General features: G+C 44.0%; 24 protein-coding genes and 1 riboswitch. Of the genes, 9 read left to right on the top strand and 15 right to left on the bottom strand.

Annotated features, from left to right (window positions below; all coding sequences use genetic code 11):
* Positions 1-38: 38 nt before the first annotated feature.
* The 7 genes from zupT to ACH6C1_RS02630 all read right to left on the bottom strand — a co-directional run bounded on the left by zupT (position 39) and on the right by ACH6C1_RS02630 (position 6,243).
* Entirely contained in the window at positions 39-839 is an 801-nt protein-coding gene (gene zupT / locus ACH6C1_RS02660; RefSeq protein WP_095221195.1) for a zinc transporter ZupT, read from the bottom strand.
* A 168-nt stretch (positions 840-1,007) separates the two neighbouring features.
* Positions 1,008-2,015, bottom strand: coding sequence for an ABC transporter substrate-binding protein (locus ACH6C1_RS02655; protein ID WP_374074384.1), 1,008 nt, complete (start codon positions 2,013-2,015; stop codon positions 1,008-1,010).
* A gap of 10 nt (positions 2,016-2,025) precedes the next feature.
* Positions 2,026-2,841 (bottom strand): ABC transporter permease, encoded by an 816-nt coding sequence (locus ACH6C1_RS02650; RefSeq protein ID WP_095221199.1) that lies wholly within the window; start codon positions 2,839-2,841, stop codon positions 2,026-2,028.
* The gene (locus tag ACH6C1_RS02645; RefSeq protein WP_366247927.1) at positions 2,828-3,604 is read right to left on the bottom strand and encodes an ABC transporter ATP-binding protein; all 777 of its coding nucleotides are present in this window, start codon (positions 3,602-3,604) and stop codon (positions 2,828-2,830) included. Before ACH6C1_RS02645 ends, ACH6C1_RS02650 begins: the two co-directional genes overlap by 14 nt.
* 377 nt (positions 3,605-3,981) lie before the next feature.
* On the bottom strand, positions 3,982-4,704 hold the full coding sequence (locus ACH6C1_RS02640) for an amino acid ABC transporter ATP-binding protein (RefSeq protein ID WP_374074381.1): 723 nt from the start codon (positions 4,702-4,704) through the stop codon (positions 3,982-3,984).
* Positions 4,643-5,356: an amino acid ABC transporter permease gene (locus ACH6C1_RS02635; protein WP_095221204.1), complete on the bottom strand. Its 714-nt coding sequence runs from the start codon at positions 5,354-5,356 to the stop codon at positions 4,643-4,645. The genes ACH6C1_RS02640 and ACH6C1_RS02635 overlap by 62 nt, the downstream gene beginning before the upstream one ends.
* An 80-nt stretch (positions 5,357-5,436) precedes the next feature.
* On the bottom strand, positions 5,437-6,243 hold the full coding sequence (locus ACH6C1_RS02630) for a basic amino acid ABC transporter substrate-binding protein (RefSeq protein ID WP_374074377.1): 807 nt from the start codon (positions 6,241-6,243) through the stop codon (positions 5,437-5,439).
* 212 nt (positions 6,244-6,455) lie between these two features.
* Between ACH6C1_RS02630 and ACH6C1_RS02625 the strand changes: the two genes are divergently transcribed.
* On the top strand, positions 6,456-7,700 hold the full coding sequence (locus ACH6C1_RS02625) for a M20/M25/M40 family metallo-hydrolase (protein WP_374074375.1): 1,245 nt from the start codon (positions 6,456-6,458) through the stop codon (positions 7,698-7,700).
* A 40-nt stretch (positions 7,701-7,740) separates the two neighbouring features.
* Here ACH6C1_RS02625 and ACH6C1_RS02620 read toward each other — a convergent pair whose 3' ends face one another.
* A complete protein-coding gene (locus tag ACH6C1_RS02620; protein WP_095221210.1) occupies positions 7,741-8,037 on the bottom strand; it encodes a HesB/YadR/YfhF family protein in 297 nt (98 codons plus the stop codon).
* Positions 8,038-8,222: 185 nt separating this feature from the next.
* Here ACH6C1_RS02620 and ACH6C1_RS02615 point away from each other — a divergent pair, with 185 nt between their 5' ends.
* Positions 8,223-8,840: a DUF47 domain-containing protein gene (locus ACH6C1_RS02615; RefSeq protein WP_374074373.1), complete on the top strand. Its 618-nt coding sequence runs from the start codon at positions 8,223-8,225 to the stop codon at positions 8,838-8,840.
* Positions 8,841-8,850: 10 nt separating this feature from the next.
* Positions 8,851-9,849 carry an inorganic phosphate transporter gene (locus ACH6C1_RS02610; protein ID WP_374074371.1) on the top strand — a complete coding sequence of 333 codons (999 nt, stop codon included), beginning with the start codon at positions 8,851-8,853 and terminating at the stop codon, positions 9,847-9,849.
* Positions 9,850-9,890: 41 nt separating this feature from the next.
* On the opposite strand, the gene ACH6C1_RS02605 is transcribed toward ACH6C1_RS02610, so the two are convergent.
* From ACH6C1_RS02605 to ACH6C1_RS02590, 4 genes are all read right to left on the bottom strand, one after another.
* Complete coding sequence (locus tag ACH6C1_RS02605) at positions 9,891-10,553, bottom strand: methionine ABC transporter permease (protein ID WP_374074369.1); 663 nt, start codon at positions 10,551-10,553, stop codon at positions 9,891-9,893.
* Positions 10,550-11,563 carry a methionine ABC transporter ATP-binding protein gene (locus ACH6C1_RS02600; RefSeq protein WP_374074366.1) on the bottom strand — a complete coding sequence of 338 codons (1,014 nt, stop codon included), beginning with the start codon at positions 11,561-11,563 and terminating at the stop codon, positions 10,550-10,552. The genes ACH6C1_RS02605 and ACH6C1_RS02600 overlap by 4 nt, the downstream gene beginning before the upstream one ends.
* A gap of 12 nt (positions 11,564-11,575) precedes the next feature.
* Positions 11,576-12,385: a MetQ/NlpA family ABC transporter substrate-binding protein gene (locus ACH6C1_RS02595; protein WP_095221219.1), complete on the bottom strand. Its 810-nt coding sequence runs from the start codon at positions 12,383-12,385 to the stop codon at positions 11,576-11,578.
* A gap of 94 nt (positions 12,386-12,479) precedes the next feature.
* A riboswitch (SAM riboswitch) is annotated at positions 12,480-12,588 on the bottom strand.
* 490 nt (positions 12,589-13,078) lie between these two features.
* On the bottom strand, positions 13,079-13,405 hold the full coding sequence (locus tag ACH6C1_RS02590; protein ID WP_038563668.1) for a MerR family transcriptional regulator: 327 nt from the start codon (positions 13,403-13,405) through the stop codon (positions 13,079-13,081).
* Positions 13,406-13,602: 197 nt separating this feature from the next.
* On the opposite strand from ACH6C1_RS02590, the gene ACH6C1_RS02585 reads away from it, so the two are divergent.
* Entirely contained in the window at positions 13,603-13,743 is a 141-nt protein-coding gene (locus ACH6C1_RS02585) for a hypothetical protein (RefSeq protein ID WP_176465621.1), read from the top strand.
* Positions 13,744-13,778: 35 nt separating this feature from the next.
* Here the strand turns inward: ACH6C1_RS02585 and ACH6C1_RS02580 are convergent, their stop codons facing one another.
* Positions 13,779-14,591 (bottom strand): glycerophosphodiester phosphodiesterase, encoded by an 813-nt coding sequence (locus ACH6C1_RS02580; RefSeq protein ID WP_374074363.1) that lies wholly within the window; start codon positions 14,589-14,591, stop codon positions 13,779-13,781.
* 262 nt (positions 14,592-14,853) lie between these two features.
* Here ACH6C1_RS02580 and ACH6C1_RS02575 point away from each other — a divergent pair, with 262 nt between their 5' ends.
* From ACH6C1_RS02575 to ACH6C1_RS02555, 5 genes are all read left to right on the top strand, one after another.
* The gene (locus ACH6C1_RS02575) at positions 14,854-15,105 is read left to right on the top strand and encodes a GlsB/YeaQ/YmgE family stress response membrane protein (protein WP_095227770.1); all 252 of its coding nucleotides are present in this window, start codon (positions 14,854-14,856) and stop codon (positions 15,103-15,105) included.
* Between the two features lie 184 nt (positions 15,106-15,289).
* Positions 15,290-16,414 (top strand): ABC transporter ATP-binding protein, encoded by a 1,125-nt coding sequence (locus ACH6C1_RS02570; protein WP_374074360.1) that lies wholly within the window; start codon positions 15,290-15,292, stop codon positions 16,412-16,414.
* Positions 16,411-17,334 carry a carbohydrate ABC transporter permease gene (locus ACH6C1_RS02565; RefSeq protein WP_374074358.1) on the top strand — a complete coding sequence of 308 codons (924 nt, stop codon included), beginning with the start codon at positions 16,411-16,413 and terminating at the stop codon, positions 17,332-17,334. Before ACH6C1_RS02570 ends, ACH6C1_RS02565 begins: the two co-directional genes overlap by 4 nt.
* Positions 17,335-17,387: 53 nt before the next feature.
* Entirely contained in the window at positions 17,388-18,143 is a 756-nt protein-coding gene (locus tag ACH6C1_RS02560; protein WP_374075553.1) for a carbohydrate ABC transporter permease, read from the top strand.
* 19 nt (positions 18,144-18,162) lie between these two features.
* Positions 18,163-19,491 (top strand): ABC transporter substrate-binding protein, encoded by a 1,329-nt coding sequence (locus tag ACH6C1_RS02555; protein ID WP_374074355.1) that lies wholly within the window; start codon positions 18,163-18,165, stop codon positions 19,489-19,491.
* Between the two features lie 194 nt (positions 19,492-19,685).
* Here the strand turns inward: ACH6C1_RS02555 and ACH6C1_RS02550 are convergent, their stop codons facing one another.
* Positions 19,686-20,429 carry a ZIP family metal transporter gene (locus ACH6C1_RS02550; protein WP_095221231.1) on the bottom strand — a complete coding sequence of 248 codons (744 nt, stop codon included), beginning with the start codon at positions 20,427-20,429 and terminating at the stop codon, positions 19,686-19,688.
* A 110-nt stretch (positions 20,430-20,539) separates the two neighbouring features.
* A complete protein-coding gene (locus ACH6C1_RS02545) occupies positions 20,540-21,487 on the bottom strand; it encodes a bile acid:sodium symporter family protein (protein WP_374074352.1) in 948 nt (315 codons plus the stop codon).
* Positions 21,488-21,563: the final 76 nt, after the last annotated feature.

Here is a 21,563-nt window from a genome sequence, read left to right as displayed (position 1 = left end):
CACAAAGAAACCGCCTGCTTAAGCAGACGGTTCCCCATTCAAATGAATAGGAGCAAACTAAGAGCCATCACCATCATACCGCTGATCAATCCGTAAATAGAGGTATGACCTTCATCGTATTTCTTAGCGGCTGGCAAGAGACCGTCAAGTGAGATAAAGACCATGATGCCTGCTACGGCAGCAAAGATAACTCCGAACATGATATCGTTTAAAAATGGCATCAAAACTAGAAAAGCAAGAATCGCACCTACTGGTTCGGATAAACCGGATAAGAACGAAAGACGAAAAGCTTTTTTCTTATTTCCCGTCGCAAAGTACACTGGCACCGCAACAGCGATACCCTCTGGTATGTTATGGATCGCAATGGCTACGGCTATTGCTATACCTAGAGAAGGATCCTGCAAGGCAGACGTAAAGGTGGCAATACCTTCTGGAAAGTTATGGATAGCAATAGCTAATGCAGTAAAAGTACCCATTTTGAGCAAGGCTTGATTCTGAGCTGGATTATCCATCTCTTCCAGCTTCTTGCCTTCATGCGGGTTGGATTGTTTTGGTATCACTTTATCAATTAGTGCAATAAGAAGCATACCGCCAAAAAATCCACCTACAGTTGCCCAGTTACCAGCCTGGATACCCATGGCACCTGTCAAGGAATCCTTTGCCTTGACGAAGATTTCCACCATTGAAACATATATCATTACCCCAGCAGAAAAACCTAGGCTAAGTGATAAGAACTTTGTATTTGTTGTAGAAGTAAAAAACGCCATTAAACTTCCTATACCTGTTGCAAGGCCTGCCATTAAAGTTAACCCTAAAGCTAGTAATACATTTCCGTCCATTTATTGCCCTCCTCATTTTTAACAATTTATTTTCTCTTATCATGCACTATAACAATAAAGTTTCCCATTGGCAACTTTTAAACAGCAGAAACCTATCTTCCCTTACTATATGTGCATCACCCGCCTATGTTTCCAAGAAAAAGGCCGGCAATGATCGCCAGCCTCTCCTTATTCCAATGCCTCAACAAACTCCATATTTACCAGCTCTTCGTATTTATAATCTCCCTTATATACACCTGTCTTCGTGACTACATCCATCGTCTTATCTGTTGCTTCCTCCGTTATATAGCCGTCCTTGCTCCATAGCTCATCCGCATACGCACGATCCAATGATGCTTGCAGACTCGCTTCCTCCGTTGTCGGGAACTCCTTCTTTAATACCCGCATCGCCAGCTCTTCATCCTCATCTACTGCTTTCAAAGCTTTTGTAATAGCAGTCACGAATTTCTGGACAGTTTCGGGATCTTCGTCAATGGTAGATTGCTTTACACTGATGACACTATACGGATAATCTCCCAAACTAGGAAATCCGTAAAAAGGTTCCTTCCATACCCCTTTTTCAATACCATCGTATATTTGCGGTTCAGCTCCATTGGCAATATCCGCCTGGCCGTTTTCCACTAATGATACGACTGCACTTGCGTCGGCAGGCTCCTCAAGTAAAACGTCTTTGCCTGGCTCCATACCGAGCTCCATGATCAAATAACGTGTCAGCAGATTCGGACTGCCGCCATAACGCCCAGCAGCGATTGTTTTTCCTTCCAGGTATGCTGCCAACTCTTCCTCTGATGCTCCTGCAGGAGGTGTGTCTCCGCCTGCCATCAAGTAGACATTCGCTCGATTAACCACGTTGACGACAGATACGATTGGGTCATTTGAGTCGATATTGGCTAGGGCATTCGAATCCGGACCGGCGATATTACCCCAGGCATCTCCGCTTACAACGGTTGTCACATGTGCTCCGCCAGTTGCGGTTACTACTTCTACATCCAGTCCTTCATCCTCAAAATACCCTTCATGGATTGCTGCATACAGCGGCAGATAGCCAGTCAGGTGCACTGGTTCTGCAATAGTGATTTTCTTCAGCTTCTCTTCCTCACCGCCACCTGTACATCCTGCCAGGATACCAAGCAAAACTGCCAAACAAATCACACCAAACAAGCGTGCTTTACTCATTGGACACCTCCTATTGTTTCGGCTCTTGACCGCGAAGCAATAACTTTTCCAAGCTGACTGTCCCTGCGTACATGAGCAAAGACAATAGTGACAATACGACAACTCCTACCCAAACAAGGTCGATATCTAAAATCTGTCCTGCATAAAGGATCATCCTGCCAATCCCTTGACGGGAACTGATGAATTCTCCGACGATGGTTCCCGCAAGCGCCAATGCGATATTGATCCGCAGACTGCTGACAATCCAAGGCATCGTTGTCGGGACAACTACTTTTGTAAAAACATGTCTGCGTTTCGCTCCTAAAGAATAAAGCAGCTTTTCCAGATCTCTATCAATTGCTTTAATGCCGCTATGAGCAGCCAGTGCAGTTACGATAACTGTCATCAGGAATGCGAGCATCACTTTGGAAAAGAATCCGATGCCGAAAAGAATAACAATGACCGGCCCAAGCGCAAGCTTTGGAATGGCATTAAATGCAATTAAATAGGGCTCTGATATTCTTGAATAGTAAGCAGACCACCAAAAAGACAGACCGACCAGGGAGCCAATTACGGTTCCTGATGCAAAACCAGCAAGTGTGGCAAGCGATGTATAGACCAAGTCATCCCAAAGCGTGCCTTCCAAAAATGCGACTTTGGCAGTTTCATAGATTGTACTTGGACTGCTCCAATAATAAGGATCCATCACTTCGTATCGTGTCAGGACCTCCCATAGCACAATCATCAGAATCCCAAGACCAATCTGACCGCCGAATACTATACGTTTCATGCGCTGCAGGCGTTTTTTCTCATCCTCGATGTAGCGTTTCTTTTCAGGTTGTGCCATTGTCTTTCGGTTCCTCTCTAAGCAAATCCAGCAATGTTTGCTTTAATGATATAAAATTGTCCGACAACAATGTCTCTTCCCCGCGCGGCCGTTCCAATTCCACATGAATTTTTGCTTTAAGCTTGCCGGGACGATGCGAGAGGACATAAATATCATCTGATAAGTAAATTGCTTCATCTATATCATGGGTGATGAATAAAATAGTTTTCTGAAAATCCTCCCAAATGCGGAGCAGCCATCCTTGCATCTGCAGTCTCGTCTGTGCATCAAGCGCCCCGAACGGCTCATCAAGCAGGATCACATCCTGGTCATACAGCAGCGTCCGCAATAATGCTGCCCGCTGTCGCATACCGCCTGATAACTCTGGCGGATAATTATTTTCAAAGCCTTGCAAACCATATCTCTCTAATAATGGCTGAGCCCGCTTCCTAGCCTCCCGCTTCGAAACACCCTTGACTTCCAAACCTAGAATCACATTATCCAAGATTGTCCGCCATGGCAGCAGCAGATCCTTTTGAAGCATATATCCGACATAACCACTCTTGCCGACAATATCCTGCCCATCCAATAGGATTTTTCCAGTGGTCGGTTTAATAAGCCCGGCAATCATATTGAAGAGTGTCGACTTGCCGCAGCCACTGGGGCCAATAATACTGACAAATCGTCCAGCAGGTATTTGCATTGTAGTCTCCTGCAATGCAACAACTTCCTGTCCGTCGCGTCTGAATATCTTGCTAGCATCTACGACTTTTAATTTATACATTGCGCCACTCCTGTCATTTCTATAGACCCATCATACGCAGGAGCGTGCTAAATGATTACAAATTAATAGCATGTCCAGCACAATTTTCCTTATTTCCGCAAAAAGCACAAAAAAAACAGCCTGCACAGTCGGATATGCCACGCAACATATCACCTGTACAAGCTGTAAGACAAGCCGAACAATGCATTCTGCTTGCAAATGAGAGGGATTAACCGAGAACATGACGAATGTTGCCTATAGGTTACAGTTCGTTTGTTACCCGAAAATCTTACCCTTACTTTAGCATAGGGAATATAGGATAACAGCAAACTTGTAAGAAAATATGACGCCCTTTTTACAAAGAAACAGCCAGTGCATAAATGCACTGGCTGTACGTGTCATAAAACTTTACTCAAGAAAGCTTTTGTCCGTTCTTCCCTCGGATTATTGAAAATTTCCTCCGGTTTCGCTTCCTCTACGATATAACCGCCATCCATGAACAGCACCCGATCACCTACTTCGCGCGCAAAGCCCATTTCATGCGTTACAACTATCATGGTCATGCCTTCATTCGCAAGCTGCTTCATAACTTCGAGCACCTCACCGACCATCTCTGGATCAAGTGCAGATGTTGGTTCATCGAACAGCATCACCTTCGGTTCCATGCATAAAGCACGAGCGATTGCGACACGCTGCTTCTGTCCGCCTGAAAGCGATTCAGGATATACGCCTGCTTTGTCCTCCAGACCAACTTTACGAAGCAGTGCAAGAGCCTTTTCTTCCGCATCTTTCTTTTTCCATTTGCGGACAACCATCGGAGAAAGCATGATGTTCTCCAGTACTGTCTTATGAGGGAACAGATTGAACTGCTGGAATACCATGCCGACATCTGTACGCACTTTATTAATGTTTACTTTTCTCTGGGAGATATCTGTTCCTTCTATATAAACATGACCACCCGTAATATCCTCGATCCGGTTGAGGCACCGAATGAAAGTGGACTTGCCGGAACCTGAAGGGCCGATAACGACGACCACTTCCTTTTCCTCTATTTCGACGTTAATGTCCCGCAGCACCTCGAGATCGCCGAACGACTTTTTTAGGTTTTTTACGCTGATCATCTGTTGCATACTTCCTTTCTAAAAAGCTCTGTACATATGATAATACTAAACAAACGACGAAATATAAAACGGCAACAGCCAAATACGGCTCCCAAATTCGGGAAGTCGCGCCTACCGCTACTCTGCCCCAGTAAAACAGTTCCGGTGCAGCAATGACGGCTCCAAGTGAGGAATCCTTCACCAACACAATAAATTCATTGCCAAGCGGCGGAATCATCCGTTTGAATGCCTGCGGCAGCACGACATGCCGCAGCACTTGCGCATGGTTCATACCGAGACTGTACGCAGCCTCCCGCTGCCCCTTATCGATTGAGTTGATACCAGCACGGAAGATTTCTGCAATATAAGCTGCAGAATTCAAAGCCAAAGCAACGATCAATGATATAAGCGGCTCCGGCGGCTTAATGAAAATCGGCATCACCGCAAAGTGGATCAAAAAGATCTGCACTAACAGCGGGGTGCCTCTGAAAATATTCACATACCAAATGAACGGCAGCCTGAGGATCGGATTGTTCAAGCTTTTTCCCATTCCGATCACTAATCCAATCAAAGCCCCAATGAGGAACCCTATCAAAGACGCCAGGATTGTATAACCTAATCCTCTCATGAAGAAAGGCAAATATTCACTAATAATTTCCCATCTAAAATCCATTTCTCTCACCTCAGTATAGCTGATAAATCAACACATAAATATAGCGTAACGGTAATTATCGTTACGCTATATGATTCTTCTTATGGCTGTGCGCTTTCCAGACCTTCAATATCTGGTGTACCTTCGAACCATTCCTGATAAATCTCTTCATACGTTCCGTTTTCCATGATCGTGTGAATAGCTTCATCTATTTGTTCTTTATATTCACTGTCCTTCGGAAGCAGCATACCGTAGTATTCCTGTTCAAAGTTCTCATCGTCTTCAACTAAAGTAAGATTGGCATCAGGATTATTTTTCACATAATGCTGAGCTACTGCGATATCGGTAACAACAGCCTCTACATCACCGTTTTGCAAAGCCATCATAGTTGCTGCAGATGAATCGTACTTAGAAAGATCACTGCTGTTCTCTCCAACAAGTTTCTGTGCAGCTTCATCACCAGTCGTACCGTTCTGTACGCCGATCTTCATTCCTTGCAGATCATCGGCTGATTGAATATCCGTTCCTTCTGGTACAGCGATAACTTGCGTTGCCTCGAAGTAAGGTGCTGAGAAGTCATACGTTTCTTTTCTTTCATCCGTTATTGTGATACCAGCCATTCCAGCTTGCAGCGTTTCATCCTCTACTCCGACAAGCATCGGATCCCAGCCAGTGTTTTCGTATTCATAATCGAGACCTGCTTCTTTCATGACCGCATCTAGCAAATCTGCATCAAATCCAACAATTTTATCACCTTCCATGGATTCGAAAGGAGCGAAGGTTGCTTCTGTTCCGATAGTGAGTTTCTCTTCACCAGAACCACTTGATTCATTATTGGATATACACGCACTTAAGAATAAAACGCTAAAAAGTCCCGCTGCTGCCATGAGCTTCTTTACTGATTTCATAGTTGATCTCCCTTTTCTATCTATATTTTAAACTTGCAATAAAATCTATAATTATTCATTTCCGGTGCATTTATTTTACATAACATCCTATGCCTTGTAAATATAAAAATAGAACAAATCATTACTTTTCGACTATTTACGCGGTTTAAATTGTCAGTATATTGAGATTTTATGTTACAGTACACGTATACCATAGGAAAGCAGGGGAATATATGACATCAACCAGCAAAGTATTCGCAAAGGAGTTTGAGCAGCTTTTAGATCTTCAGCAAGTACGTGACGCCCTCTATTTTCTCAAGCAGGATAATGAACAGACGACAAAGGATCAAATAGAAGTGACAGAAGTGGAAGCACCTCCCTTCAAAGAGGAAGACCGCGCAGCCTTTTTCAAAAAGAAACTGGCAGCTTTTGGCTTGGAGGACTTGAAAACAGATGACGAAGGAAATGTATATGGCATACGAAAAGGGAGCGGTGAAGGACCTACGGTTGTCATCGCAGCCCATTTGGACACCGTCTTCCCTGCTGGAACAAATGTGAAAGCAAAAATTGAAGATGGAATCGTCTATGCTCCCGGAATCGGGGATGACGGACGCGGCTTGGCAGTTTTACTGACTTTACTGCGTACTTTGGAAGAAAATAAGATTGAAACGGAAGGAGATATCGTTTTCCTTGCTGATGTCGGAGAAGAAGGTCTGGGAGACTTGCGCGGAATGAAAGCATATTTCCGGGATAATACATATGTGGATGGCTTCATTTCTGTGGAACCAGGTTCTCCTGGTGACTTAATTTATTGCGGTGTCGGCAGCAAACGCTACAATGTAACCTTCAAAGGAAAAGGCGGACACAGCTTTGGGGACTTTGGTACTTCAAGTGCCATTCATGCAGCTGGACGCGCTATCGCTGCGTTAGCAGATCTGACCGTTCCAAATGATCCGAAGACAACATATAACGTCGGCACGATTCATGGTGGTACATCCATCAACACCATCGCACAACACGCAGGATTCCAGCTGGATTTACGTTCTGTATCCAGCGACGCTCTTGCAGAGTTGGAAGCCAACGCACTAGCTATCATTGAAGAAGCGGCACAGGCAGAAGGCGAAGCACGAAAGCAGCCGGGCAGCATCTCCGTTACGACAGAGCTTGTAGGAGACAGACCTGCTGGCAGCCAGCCAAAAGATGCACCGATTCGTCACATTGCACTACAGGCGGCTGAAGTTCTTGGTATTGAAGTAGAACGGGAGGAACCGCTTAGTACCGATGCAAATGTTCCTATCAGCTTGGGTATTCCAGCCCTAACACTAGGCGGCGGCGGTAACAGCGGCGGACACCATACACTGGAGGAGTTCTTCGATCCGACGGATGCCTTCTACGGGCCGCAGCGGATTCTGCTTGCCCTGCTTGGAATGGTAGGCGTTAAGGATGCGACCGCTCCAATGCTTCCTATCCGAAATTAAAAAATGAGCAAGAGCCGCTACCGGCTCTTGCTCATTTTTTTCAATTATGCGGAGGATATTCATATTGGATATCGTCCCATTTACGAGAATACTTAACGCTCAAGTCTACCCCTTCAAAATACCATGCATCTGAACGTTCGACGAAGAATGTTATACCCTGTACTTCCTCACTTGTAATTGGATCATTTGGCTGTTCCGCGGAAATACCAAGTGAAAATCCTTCTTTAATGCCGCCCATCCCGCCATAGCGAACATAAAAACGCACAGCACTGCCAGGTTCAAGGTCCATTTCTTGAACAAACCAGTTTGATGCGGGCTTTGTAATGGAGATCTGCATAATTTCACCCCTTCTATACAACTATAACAAATAGTGACAAAGTGTACCTCATTCGACAAAAATCAAACGAAAACATTGATAATTATTAATAAAAAGTTTACAATCTCTAGAGGATAGTTTACAAAAAATTATCATTATATGTTCCCAGGAACAACCCTATTCAAACACCATTCGGAGGTTTTGTAATGTTCAAGAAGAAACAAGACAAATTCTCTTTGCTTTTAGCTGATATAGCAAAGAATATTGATGAGACTGCTGACTTTTTTGTTACGTATAAAGTGAAAGATGCAGCAACTTTATCCGAGTTCTCCAATAAATTGAAGGAATGCGAGACAAAGGGTGATCAGCTTGTACATACGATCATCAAGGAATTGAATCATGCCTTCATTACACCAATCGAACGCGAAGACATCCTTCAGCTGACGAACAGCCTGGATGACGTACTTGATGGGATAGAAGAATTTTCTGGAATGATGGACACTTATGGTATCTATTCTTCCGATAGCTTCATCGACCAGTTTACAGAAGAAATCCGTTCTTGTGCAAAGGAAATCTTGATTACAATCGATTTGCTTTCACACAACAAACTGAAAGAAATACAAGAACATGCAATCAAAATCAAGGAGCATGAGCAAAACTGTGACACGATCTTCCGTAAATCCTTGAAACAGCTCTTCCAGAACGAAAAAGATCCAATCAAGGTGATTCAGTACAAAGAGTTGTACTACATCCTTGAAGAAATCGCCGACAGCTGTCAGTCTGTTGCGAACAATCTTGAAACAATCATCATGAAGAATTCGTGAGGCGTAAACAATGGATGTTTTATTAGTACTAACCATCTTAACCGTCATTTTCGCCCTTGCATTTGACTTTATCAATGGTTTCCATGATACGGCCAATGCTATTGCAACATCTGTATCAACTAAAGCATTGAAACCAAGACACGCTATCATTTTGGCAGCAGTCATGAACTTTGTTGGCGCCATGACTTTTACTGGTGTGGCAAAGACAATTACAAGCGATATTGCTAATCCGAATGACATCGTCAACGGATCTGTCGTTATCCTAGCTGCACTGATTGCAGGGATTGCATGGAACTTAATTACGTGGTACTACGGTATACCGAGCAGTTCTTCCCATGCCATCATCGGTTCTCTTGCAGGCGCAGTTATAGCATCAAGCGGATTTGCAATTCTCAATGTAGACGGATTTTTGAAGATCCTGCAAGCGTTGATCATTTCCCCGATTCTGGCTTTTGTTGTAGGTTTTATTTTATATAACATCATCAAGCTGATTTTCCGGGAAAAGAACTTGCCGAAGACAAACAAGAATTTCCGTCGCGTACAGATCTTGACTGCAGCGCTGCAATCATTTACCCATGGTACAAACGATGCCCAAAAAGCAATGGGGATCATCACGATGGCATTGATCACAGCAGGCCTGCACACAACATCTGATATTCCATTTTGGGTACAAGCTGCCTGTGCGACTGCAATGGGACTTGGTACTTCAGTAGGTGGATGGAAAATCATCAAAACTGTCGGCGGTAAAATCATGAAGATTCGTCCAGTGAACGGTGTTGCAGCTGATTTGACTGGAGCGTTCATTATCTTTGGTGCCACATATATTCACTTACCGGTAAGTACGACACATGTTATTTCCTCCTCTATCATGGGGGTTGGTGCAGCTCACCGACGCAAAGGTGTTAACTGGGGTACTGCAAAGCGCATGGTCATCACGTGGTTCATTACCTTACCGATCACTGCTACCCTAGGTGGCTTGATCTATTACATCTTAAACATTTTCTTCTAATATATAGTAAAGCACGCTTGGAATTAACCAAGCGTGCTTTTTTAGTCTTTTCGCAATCTTCTTGCCAATACATTCCCGAATGTCTGCATTGCTTGTACAAGTATGATCAGGATGATGATAACGACATACATAACGACAGGCTCGAAGCGCAAATGCCCATATTGATATGCCAAATCTCCAAGACCGCCAGCACCGACTAAACCAGCCATCGCTGTGGCTCCGATCAATCCGATTGTTGCGATTGTTAATCCTAGAATCATCGTAGAACGTGCTTCCCTGATGATTACACTCCAGATTATTTTATTAGTCGATATCCCCATCGATTCATATGCCTCGATGACACCTTTATTCACTTCCAGTAGCGCAGACTCCATTAAACGCGCAATATAAGGAGCTGTATAGACAACAAGCGGAAGGATAACACCTTCTACGCCAATTGTAGTTCCGACCAAAGCTCTTGTCAGAGGTAAAAGCAGGAATAAAAGGATGATAAAAGGAATGGATCTGATTACGTTTATGATCGTATTCACGATTGAATAAAATACTCGATTCTCTGCTTGGCCGCCTTTTCTTGTCATGACCAGCAAAATACCTAGCGGCAGTCCGATCACGATTGAAATAGCTAGCGAAATACCAGTCATCAGCAGCGTTTGCCAAAACGCCTCGGTGATGTCTGCACCCCATTCTGTCCAGAACTCAATCATGACGCCACCTCCTCAACCGTTACTTGCTGCGACTCCAAGTAAGAAATTGCCTTCTCCACTTCTGCTGGATCCCCTTGCAAATGGATAAGCAATTTACCAACGGAGCTAGCTTTCAGCTGATCAATTCCACCTGCCAGTATACTTGGAACAACATCAAATTTCTTTGTGATGGCCGCAAGGAATGGCTCATTGGAAGCTTCTCCGATAAACGTCAGTGAGACGAGACGCCCTGTAGCAGAAAGTCCTTTTTTCACGCTGTCCGGTACTTGGAAATTCGCATCATCAAAGACAAATTTCCGAGTCTGCGGATGTTTCGGTTTGGTAAAGACATCGATGACAGCCCCTTCTTCCACCAGCTCTCCATGGTGCATAACACCGACACGATCACAAATACGCTGGATGACATCCAGCTCATGTGTAATCAAGAAGATGGTGATGCCAAGCTCCTTATTCACTCGGAGCAGCAGTTCAAGAATGGAAGACGTCGTATTCGGGTCCAAAGCACTTGTTGCCTCATCACTTAGCAGCACTTCCGGTTCTTGCGCAAGTGCTCGTGCGATAGCCACTCGCTGCTTCTGACCACCAGATAATTGAGCCGGATAAACATTCTTCTTTTCTTCCAGACCTACAATTTTCAGATACTTATCAACGCGTTCCTTGATTTCATTCTTCGGCACCTTACTCAGCTTGAGTGGTCTAGCGACGTTTTCGTATACTGTTGCAGTCGTCAGCAGATTAAAATGCTGGAATATCATACCGATTTTCCCTCTTGCTTTACGAAGCTGCCACTTCTTAAGCTTCGTGAGGTCTACACCGTCGATGAATACTTCGCCCTCAGTTGGACGTTCCAGTAAATTGGCACAGCGGATCAGGGTACTTTTCCCTGCTCCGCTGAATCCGATGACGCCATAGATTTCACCTTTATTGATATTCAAGGAGACGTTTTTCAGCGCCTCCACTTTTTTCTTGCCAGTGGTAAAGGTCTTCGATACATTTTTTAGTTCAATCATATTGCTTCCCCCTTACCAGCTTGGAACAACGGATCCTTGGAATTCATCTTCCACAAACTGTTTCACTTCATCAGATTGGTAGATTTCTTGAAGCTTCTTGACGACCTCATCTTCCGTGTTCGCTGATCTTACAACAAAATAGTTGGACCAGGGATTGTTTTCTGATTCCTCTGCAAAGATTGCATCATCATTGATATTCAAGTCAGCACCCATCGCAAAGTTCGTGTTGATTGCCGCTGCTGCTACTTCTGGAAGCTGGGCTGGAAGCTGGGAAGCATCCAATTCAACGATTTCCAGGTTCAGTGGATTTTCTACGACATCTTTTGCCGTGGCAGAGTTTTCTGCTTCTGGATCAACTTTCAATACTCCTGCTGCCTCAAAGAGCTTCAACGCACGATATTCGTTGGCTGGATCATTCGGTACAGCGATCTTGTCGCCTTCCTTCAATTCGGAAATATCCGAAATCTTATCTGTATAAATACCCATTGGGAACGTTAGCGTCTTAAATACTTCTTTTAATTCATAACCTTGGTTCTTTACTTGGTCTTCTAGGAAAGGAAGTGTCTGATAGCTGTTCGCATCAAGGCTTCCATCATCCAACGCACTGTTTGGTGTGTTGTAATCATTGAATGTTTTGATTTCGACATCGATACCTTCATCTGCTGCTAATTCTTTTACTTTTTCCATTACTTGCTCATGCGGTCCGCCGCTGACGCCGACCAATATTTTGTCATTTGCCAGTGCAGCAGATTTGTCATTGCCGCATGCCGCTAAGAATAATGCTAATAATCCGATAAGTCCAAAGCTTAAGATTTTTTTCATGTTGCTCTCCCCTTTTTCTTCGCTGTTATCAACTACAATAAAAAAAGCGCCTCTCTAGATTAAGAGAGGCGCATGGTATCCGTATGCACTCATTCTCTTATCTCTCAGTACAGCTGTTCGCTGTCTGCAGGAATTAGCACCTAGATCATCGATCTGGTTGCCGGGCTTCATAGGACCTGTTCCTCCGCCGCTCTTGATAAGAATTTCATTATACATTTGTTGTTGATCTGTTTGTTACTTTACCTTCCAAACTAGTTATTGTCAATATAATTTTAAAATTTATAGAAAAATCAATCTGATTTTTTCTATTATGATTGCTGGAGAGTATTGCAGGCATTCAACCCAGTCTAATAATACGAGAATATGACTGCATATCTTTAAAACAAACGATTGATCAAGCTGCAATTGCCGACAGAAGTCTACATTTATTCTTTGTGAATCACTTTGATAATGCTGTCTACTAAGTGATTTATGACGAATTCGGCAGATTACCTTTTAGTTGTATATACGTTTTGAATACTTTACTTCACGTATCCTATTTTTAATTAAAATCATTTAAACTGGCTAGATAACAGCATGTCAGAAAGTTATCCATTTATTTATGGAGTAGACTTTTTTGACAATATAAAAAGCCGGATGATAACCACCCGGCTCTCCTGTGTACTAGGCCTCCCAACACATACATACACACACTTACTCTCTCTGTATACCAAAGCGGGCATTGATCTGCCCTCTCAGCATTTGCTGGCGGCTTTCTCGTTCCGCTTCTTTCCTCTTGTCTCTCAGCATCTGCTGACGAATTTCGAAGGTTTGCACACCCTCTTCCCTTTTGTTGGCGATCTCGATCAATTGCTCTACATCCGAAAAAGAGTACTTGCGATTTCCCTTCGCTGAACGTTCAGGAAAAATGAGCTTGCGTTCCTCGTAATAACGAATTTTGCGTTCAGTCAGACCAGTCAGCTCGCTCACAATACCTATTGTGATTACTTTCCTGTTCTTGTAAGAAGGCTCGTTACTCATCTGTTCACCTCATCACCATGTGCTGTTACTCCACATTATACCGTATTTATCCATTCATCCTAGTGTTGTGTGAGGAAACCTGACAAACAACAAAATAGTTCGTCAGCATCGCTAACATGTTTGATGCAAAGTTATTCGGCTATAAGTATACTGAGCGTAACAGTAAAAAGGGAACATCAGAAAGGAGCGTCAAGCACGTGGCACATGATCAGGAAGCCCTTGATTTAGCCAAACAAATCGTAGAACTCGACCTGAAGCGTGACGAGTGCTGGGAGGATCTTGCTGCACTTGCAGGAGACAGAGCATTCGAACTGCTGCGACTCGTTCAGAATAGATAATATGAAAAAGGAGACCTGTAAAAGGTCTCCTTTTTTTATTTCACATAATTCGGGTAGTCTGTAATGATTCCGTCAACACCAGCTCGGATTAAAGGCTGGACTTCACCAGGTGCCCGTACTGTCCATGGCATAATTCGCATTCCACGTGTATGGATTCTGCCAACTAATGTATCATCCTGTGTGACATTTGTAAAATGCGTATTTACATAGTTTGCATACGTAGATATTTTATCAAGTTTACGATTTGTGAGGTCAGCACTTCTTGACGTCAATACACCAAGCGGTACATGCGGCAACAGCTGGGAAAGATACGCAATTGATCCAAAATTGAAGGATTGCAGAATCACTTCCTCATAAAGAACATTAGCCAAATCATATTTTTCCAGCAGCTCAGCTGCCGCTTCCTCTATTCCATCATAAAGCTCTGGCGATTTTAATTCGATCAGGAACTTTGTTTTTCCTTTATACCTTCTTATTACATCCTCTAACAACGGGATTCGCTGACCTTCATACACCGAATCATACCCAGCACCTACGTCATAAGACTGTAAGGCGGCAAACGTAAGGTCCTTCACGTACACGGCCTCTTCAGGGGCATCGACAGCTGTGCGATTTATAGATGTATCATGAATGACGACAAGCTGACCATCCTTGGACATTTGTACATCCAGTTCGATGAAATCGGCTTGCATCTCTACAGCCAGATCAAAAGCAGCGATTGTATTTTCAGGTGCAAATCCGGAAGCGCCGCGATGAGCGATGACAGGAAGGATTCCATTTTGCACGTACTGACTATCAAGCGACCTTGTAGTTACGGACTCATACGATGGATTAATCTGATTCATCATTCGGATCATCTCCCTGTAGTTATCTGGATTGTAATCTTTGTTCTATGCAGAGTACATGAATTGGACGGTGATCTTTGTTATCTTCTTGACTTTAATATAGCGACTTTTTATTAAGCAGATGTTGAGCTGCTGTGTAGAATGATGCAGCTTATCTTAAGAACGTGTAAACATGCCACAAAGCTTAGATGTTTGTAATCTTGTAAGATGGGGAATGCTATTATCACAACACATTAAATCACATCATTGTTTGGAGGTAGGTATTATGAGTTTCATCTTATATCTAATTGTTGGTGGTATTATCGGCTGGCTGGCAGGCTTGATCCTTGGACGTGACGTTCCAGGTGGTATCATTGGTAATATCATTGCAGGTATTATCGGGGCATGGCTTGGCGGACTTATCTTCGGAGACTTCGGTCCTGACCTCGCAGGTATAGCAATCATCCCTGCTTTGATCGGTGCCATTATCTTCGTCTTTGTATTAAGCCTAATTCTACGCAAAATGCGCAGAAAGTAATAGAACACAAAAGGACTAGCAGGCAATATTGCCTGCTAGTCCTTTTTTTGTGCCGGGATTGTATGAGCTTTGTAAAATAAACAGTCATTTCCCTCTTCTCTGTAAACGCTTTTTCACCCACTCTTCACGTTAACTCAATTTTCACTCGATATAGTATAGATGAATTCACAGAAAGGAGCAGATTATGACACATGTATGCTTGGCTGGTTTGAAAAAGTCTTACGATGGCAGAAAAAATGTTATTGAGCAAGTGGACCTGCAGCTGGAGCAAGGCGAGTTCTTCGTGCTTGTCGGTCCATCAGGTTGTGGGAAAAGCACTATTCTCCGCATGATAGCTGGCTTGGAGCCGATAACGGGCGGGGAATTGTTTGTGAATGGCAAGAAGATGAATGATGCACCACCGAATAAACGGGATTTATCCATGGTCTTTCAGAATTATGCATTGTATCCGCATTTGAATGTGGAACAAAATATCACCTTCGGCTTACATACAAAAAAAATTTCACGCGAGGAACAAAGACGCCGCACTCTCGAAGCTTCCGACATGCTCGGATTAGCTGATTACTTAAAACGCAAACCACGTGAGCTATCTGGCGGCCAGAGACAGCGTGTCGCCCTAGCCCGTGCGATTGTGACAGAAGCTCCTCTTTGCTTGATGGACGAGCCATTATCAAATCTGGATGCGAAACTGCGGACGCGGATGCGTTCGGAAATCCGGCAGATACAGCGGAAGCTCGGGATTACGATGATCTATGTTACACATGATCAGACCGAAGCGATGACGATGGCAGACCGGATGATGATCCTTCATGAAGGCGAAGCGATGCAAATCGGCAAGCCGCTTGATATCTATAATAACCCTGCCAATACATTCGTAGCGTCATTTATCGGATCACCTGCCATGAATGTAATGGATGCAGGCGTTTCTCCAAACGGTATTGTTCTATCACCAAATTGCACCTTGCCTAACCCAATGAAAGGTAATGTAAAAGCAGCAAGCAAGAATGTCCAGGTCGGTATACGGCCAGAGCACATCCTATTTGCTGCTCCAGAACAAGCCGATGCTATAGTAGAGATCGTTAATACTGAGATTCTTGGTACAGAAACGCTCATTACTTTCATTCTGGATGATTCCAATGAGCAGTGGATTGCCCGATGGAACGGACAATGGCAATTCTCTGTCGGAGATCGGATTCCGATTCGTTTTGATTTGGATGCTATCCATCTCTTCTCAAAAGACAATGGACGGATTCTATGGTCAGCTAGTGATGGACAACCGAAGCAGACAGCCAGAGAGGTGCTAAGATGAACGCTTCCCGGGATTTACAGCCTGTTCCCCCTCAGGAAAGCGTACCAAAGCGGAATCTATTTTCCTTTTTGGAGGGCTGGCTCTATTTGCTTCCTTCTATCATTTTGTTCGGCGTGTTCGTTTTCTACCCAATGTTCCGAACCATATACTTGAGTTTCTTTTTAGCTGACCAAATGGGTCCATTCGAATTCGTCGGATTGGAAAACTATCAGTATATCCTAAGCTCTGACAGTTTTCAGAGCAGTGTAAAAGCTACCATTCTTTTTGTGCTGTACACAGTACCCGCAGGCATCCTGCTCGCTCTTTTCCTGGCTTTGCTGACAAATGAAAAGATCCAAGGAATCGGCATATTCCGTACATTGTTTTCTTCCACAATGGGGATGAGCGTTGCAGCATCCAGCGTCATTTGGATGTTCATGTATAATCCTTCAATCGGCGTATTCAGCAGAATTGCCGAGTGGCTGGGCTTTCCAGCCGTCCAATGGCTGCAGGATCCCGACTATGCCTTGCTTGCAGTATCATTATCCACGATTTGGATGAATGCCGGCTTCGCATTTCTGATCATACTTGGAGGATTACAGAACATCGATACACACCTATACGAGAATGCAAAAGTGGCGGGAGTTAGCTATCTTTATCAGCTTCGCCGAATTACGCTGCCCATGCTGTCCCCCACTTTATTCTTTATCGTGACAGTATCGTTCATCAATGCCTTTCAGACATTCGGACAAATTGACATCCTTACAAAGGGCGGACCGGTAGAATCAACCAATGTAATCGTCTATTCCATCTATAAGGATGCCTTCATCAATAATGATGTCGGCTCTGCGAGTGCTCAGGCAGTCATCCTGTTCTTCTGCGTCCTGCTGCTGACAGCACTGCAGTTTAAGCTTGGCGAGAGGAAGGTGCATTATCAGTGATACTCGCAAAGCGTATCAGCCTTTATACGGTCCTGATCATCTGTGCCATTATCATGATGTTTCCGATTTTCTATGCTTTCAGCATCTCGTTCATGGATGGCGGGGAAGTGATGGGCGGCCAGCTTCTTCCTAGCAGTCTATCGCTGGATAATTACGTCGAGGTATTTCAAAAAGTGCCGCTTCTAACCTACTTGCTCAATAGTTTCGTCACATCAGCCATTGTTATGATTGGCCAGCTGCTAGTCAGCAGTTTAGCCGCCTTTGCCTTTGTTTTCATGAAATTCAAAGGTAGGGATTTCGTCTTCTTCCTGTTCATTTCGACCATGATGATACCTTGGGAAGCAACGATGGTACCGAACTTCATGACCATACAAGGTTTAGGCTGGACAAACAGCTATCTTGGTTTGACAGTTCCGTTCTTTGCTTTGGCATTCGGAACCTTCCTAATGCGCCAGCATTTCAAGACAATACCGCAGGAACTATACGAAGCTTCTCAGGTAGCTGGTATTTCCAGATTCCGTTTCTTCTGGAATGTCATCCTGCCTATCAGCCGGTCGAGCTTAATCACCTTAGGTATTTACAGCTTTCTTACCAATTGGAATATGTATCTTTGGCCGTTGCTAGTAACAAATACGGAATCTGCAAGAACCGTCCAGATCGGGCTTAAACAGCTGCAAACACAGGAAATCGCATCTGACTGGGGTATCGTCATGGCCGGTGTCGTCATCGTCATTCTGCCTACACTGCTGCTGTTGTTCGCCGGACAGAAAAAACTGCAAAAAGGTCTCACGCAAGGTGCAATCAAATAAAATCGAAAGAGGTTATATGATGAAAAGACTATTAGCTGGTTTATCTGTTTTATTTGTACTGTTCCTCACTGCTTGTTCCAGTACGGATTCTGCGAGCGGTACGACAGGGGATGGCAAGACTGAAATCATCTTCTGGCATGCCATGGGCGGAGAATTGGAAGCGAGTGTCAATGAAATCGTAGACGAATATAACAATTCACAGGATAAATATACTGTAAAACCAGTTTATCAAGGTTCCTATGAGGAATCTTTAACAAAATTGAATACTGTTGCAGGTACTGCGGATGCTCCAGCAGTTACACAGATTTTTGAAGCAGGTACAAAACAAATGATAGACAGCGGAAACATCCAGCCTGTCCAAAAATTCATCGACGAAGAAAACTACGATACATCACAATGGGAAGAAAATATCTCCTCCTACTATCAAGTGGATGGAGAGCAGTATTCTATGCCTTTCAACTCCTCCACTCCTGTGCTTGTCTATAACAAAGATGCATTCAAGGAAGCTGGCCTTGATCCTGAGCAAGCGCCTCGCACTTACAGCGAGCTGAAGGAAGCTGCAGAAAAGCTGACGATCAAAGAAGGAGATAAAACGTCACAATATGGTCTTTCCATCTTGAATTATGGCTGGTTCTTCGAGGAATTGCTTGCCACACAGGGCGGAATGTTCGTCGATAATGAAAATGGTCGAGAAGGCGAAGCGACAAAGGCTTCCTTCAACGATGAAAAAGGTCAGAAGGTATTTGAATTGATCAGTGATATGTATGAAGCTGGAACCTTCTATAACAGCGGCCAAAATTGGGATGATATGCGGGCATCGTTCCAGACAGGAACGATGGCGATGATGCTTGATAGCTCTGCAGGCATCAAAGGGCTTGTCGATAATGCTGATTTCGAGGTTGGCGTAGCTTATTTGCCGCATCCGGATGATGTGGATCCTCAAGGGGTCATCATCGGCGGAGCATCCCTCTGGATGGCGAAGGATATTGATGAGAACCAACAGCAAGCTGCATGGGACTTCATGAAATACTTATCAACAGCAGAAGTTCAGGCAAAATGGCATGTAGAATCTGGTTATTTCGCCATTAACCCAGCTGCATATGAAGAAGATATCGTAAAGCAGGAGTGGGAAAAATATCCGCAGTTAAAAGTAACTGTTGATCAGCTGCACGATACAGTGCCAAGTACAGCAACACAAGGTGCTTTGATTTCCATCTTCCCAGAAGCACGTCAGCAGATTGTAACTGGTATGGAGAGTCTATACCAAGGTGAAGATCCTAAAACTGCATTGGATAAAGCAGCAACCGAGGTGGACACTGTCCTTGAAAAAGGCAGTCGCAGCAGATAAAAAGACGTGAGAGCATTTTGCTCTCACGTCTTTTTAATATGAAGCTCTTCCAGAACGCTTTGCTTTGCGTTTATTGATAATTTTCTTAACGATCGGATAGATAACAGGTCCATACTTAATCGCTTTTCGAATAAGGTTTTTCATGCTGAAACGCCTCCATTCTTTTGTTTGTATATCCCCTGCATGAGCGTTACTTAAACATGTGCCAAAGAAAAGGCGATGAACATCCCTATTGCTGTTACAATCCCTACAGCTGGACCGCCCTCTTCATATGCCTCAGGAGCCATGGTGGATGCGACCATGGCAATAATTGCTCCCCCTGCAAATGAGTTTAGTATAGCTCTTGTACTAGCACTCGTATCCTGAAGTAAAACAGCTCCTATTAGTGCACTCAAAGCGGAAATCACGATTACGGCTATCCACATGAAAATGATGCGCTTCCGGCTATAGCCGCTGCTTTGCATCCCCGAAGTACTGGAGAGACCTTCTGGAAAGTTACTGATAAAAATGGATACGATCAAAGCAGTACTAGCACCGCCCCCGCTCGCCAAGCTCAAGCCGATCATGGCTGATTCCGGTATTGCATCCATTACTGTACCTGCAAATATTGCTAGTCCTGAACCCTTCTCGTCTTTATGATGTGTCTCGTGCAGTCGGCTGCTTTTACGATTCTTCCCGCCACTGCGGGATATAAGGATATCCAATATAGTAAAAATAACTGCGCCCCCAAGAAATCCAATCGCTTCTTCCTGCAACCCGCCACTGATTTCATATGCTTCCTCCAAGAGTTCATAGGAGGTAGAACCAATCAGTGCTCCTGTACCTAGAGCCATAATAAACCCGATAATTCGCTTCTTTACAGGTACGAGCATCAGTACGGCAGCACCAATTAAACTGGCAGACCCTGCGATGGCACCCCATAAAATTGCTTCCCACATATTCATCTTCCTTTCCGTGTCTTGTAGAGCCATTGCCAAAATGAGGAGAAATTAAACATGTGTGAAGTGTTCGTTATAAAGAAAAGAAGACCGTCTGAACGGTCTTCTTTTCAAGCAGCTGCTTGCTGCGGTTCATATTTTTTCAGAAGGCTGGAAAACACTGCTGCCAAAACCTGCTGGAACAGCATACCTATTACAACCGGGATAGCGACAGGAGCCGGAAAGAAACTTACAGCAAGGACCACACCCGCGCTGATATTCCGCATTCCCCCAACAAAAGTTACACTCACAATTTCCGCTCTATCGTAACGGAATATTTTCCCGAGCAGCCAGCTTAACAAATAACCGGAAAAAGATATACCAAATACGAGCAATACAATACCTAAGATTGTCATATCCATTCCCTTCAAATGAGGGGCTACAACAGAAGCATTTATGGAAACAACAGCTATGAGACCTAATTTCGAAAAAGGCGCCAGATTCATACTTAATGTGCTTGTGACACTCTTGCTGCAAAGCTGATTGACTAGCATACCTGCTATTGATGGTATGACGATCATCCATAACAAGCCTTTCATCATCGGAAGTATCTCCAGCTGGACGTCACCTCCTACTAAGAGATGCAAAGTCAAAGGAACTAACATTGGGGAAAGCAATGTTCCTAAGAGAATCGTCGATAACGTAAGCCCTATATTCCCTTGCTGCATGGCAACCCAGACAAATGCAGTAATACCAGTCGGGATGGCTGTCAGCAGCACAAGGCCTGTAATCGTGTTGACATCTCCAGGAAAGAACAGGTGTCCAAAACCTAGTGCAATTAAAGGCATGATAAAATGAAGCACAACAAAAGCAAGCAGCATCGGTCCGGGTCTTTTAACAGCATGCAGCAGACTGTTAAAGTTTGCTGATAAGCTTCCGGCAAATGTCATACATGCAAATATCCAAGGCACCAAGACCTCTCCGTGATGCAGATAATCCGCTAGAAGAAATCCTGCCAGGACGCTCACAGGAGTCAAGAAAGGCATGTATCTAGCAAGTATGCGATTGAGTTGATCCATGAAGGATATCCTTCTTTCTAATTTGTTTCTCCTTTCAGTATAACAATAATATTGTTAGCTGCATGAAAAAACCGCA

This window comes from Terribacillus sp. JSM ZJ617 (assembly GCF_044383785.1).
Lineage (GTDB): Bacteria > Bacillota > Bacilli > Bacillales > Amphibacillaceae > Terribacillus.
Note: the sequence above shows the minus strand (reverse complement) of the source record. Positions and strands in the feature narration are given on the sequence as shown.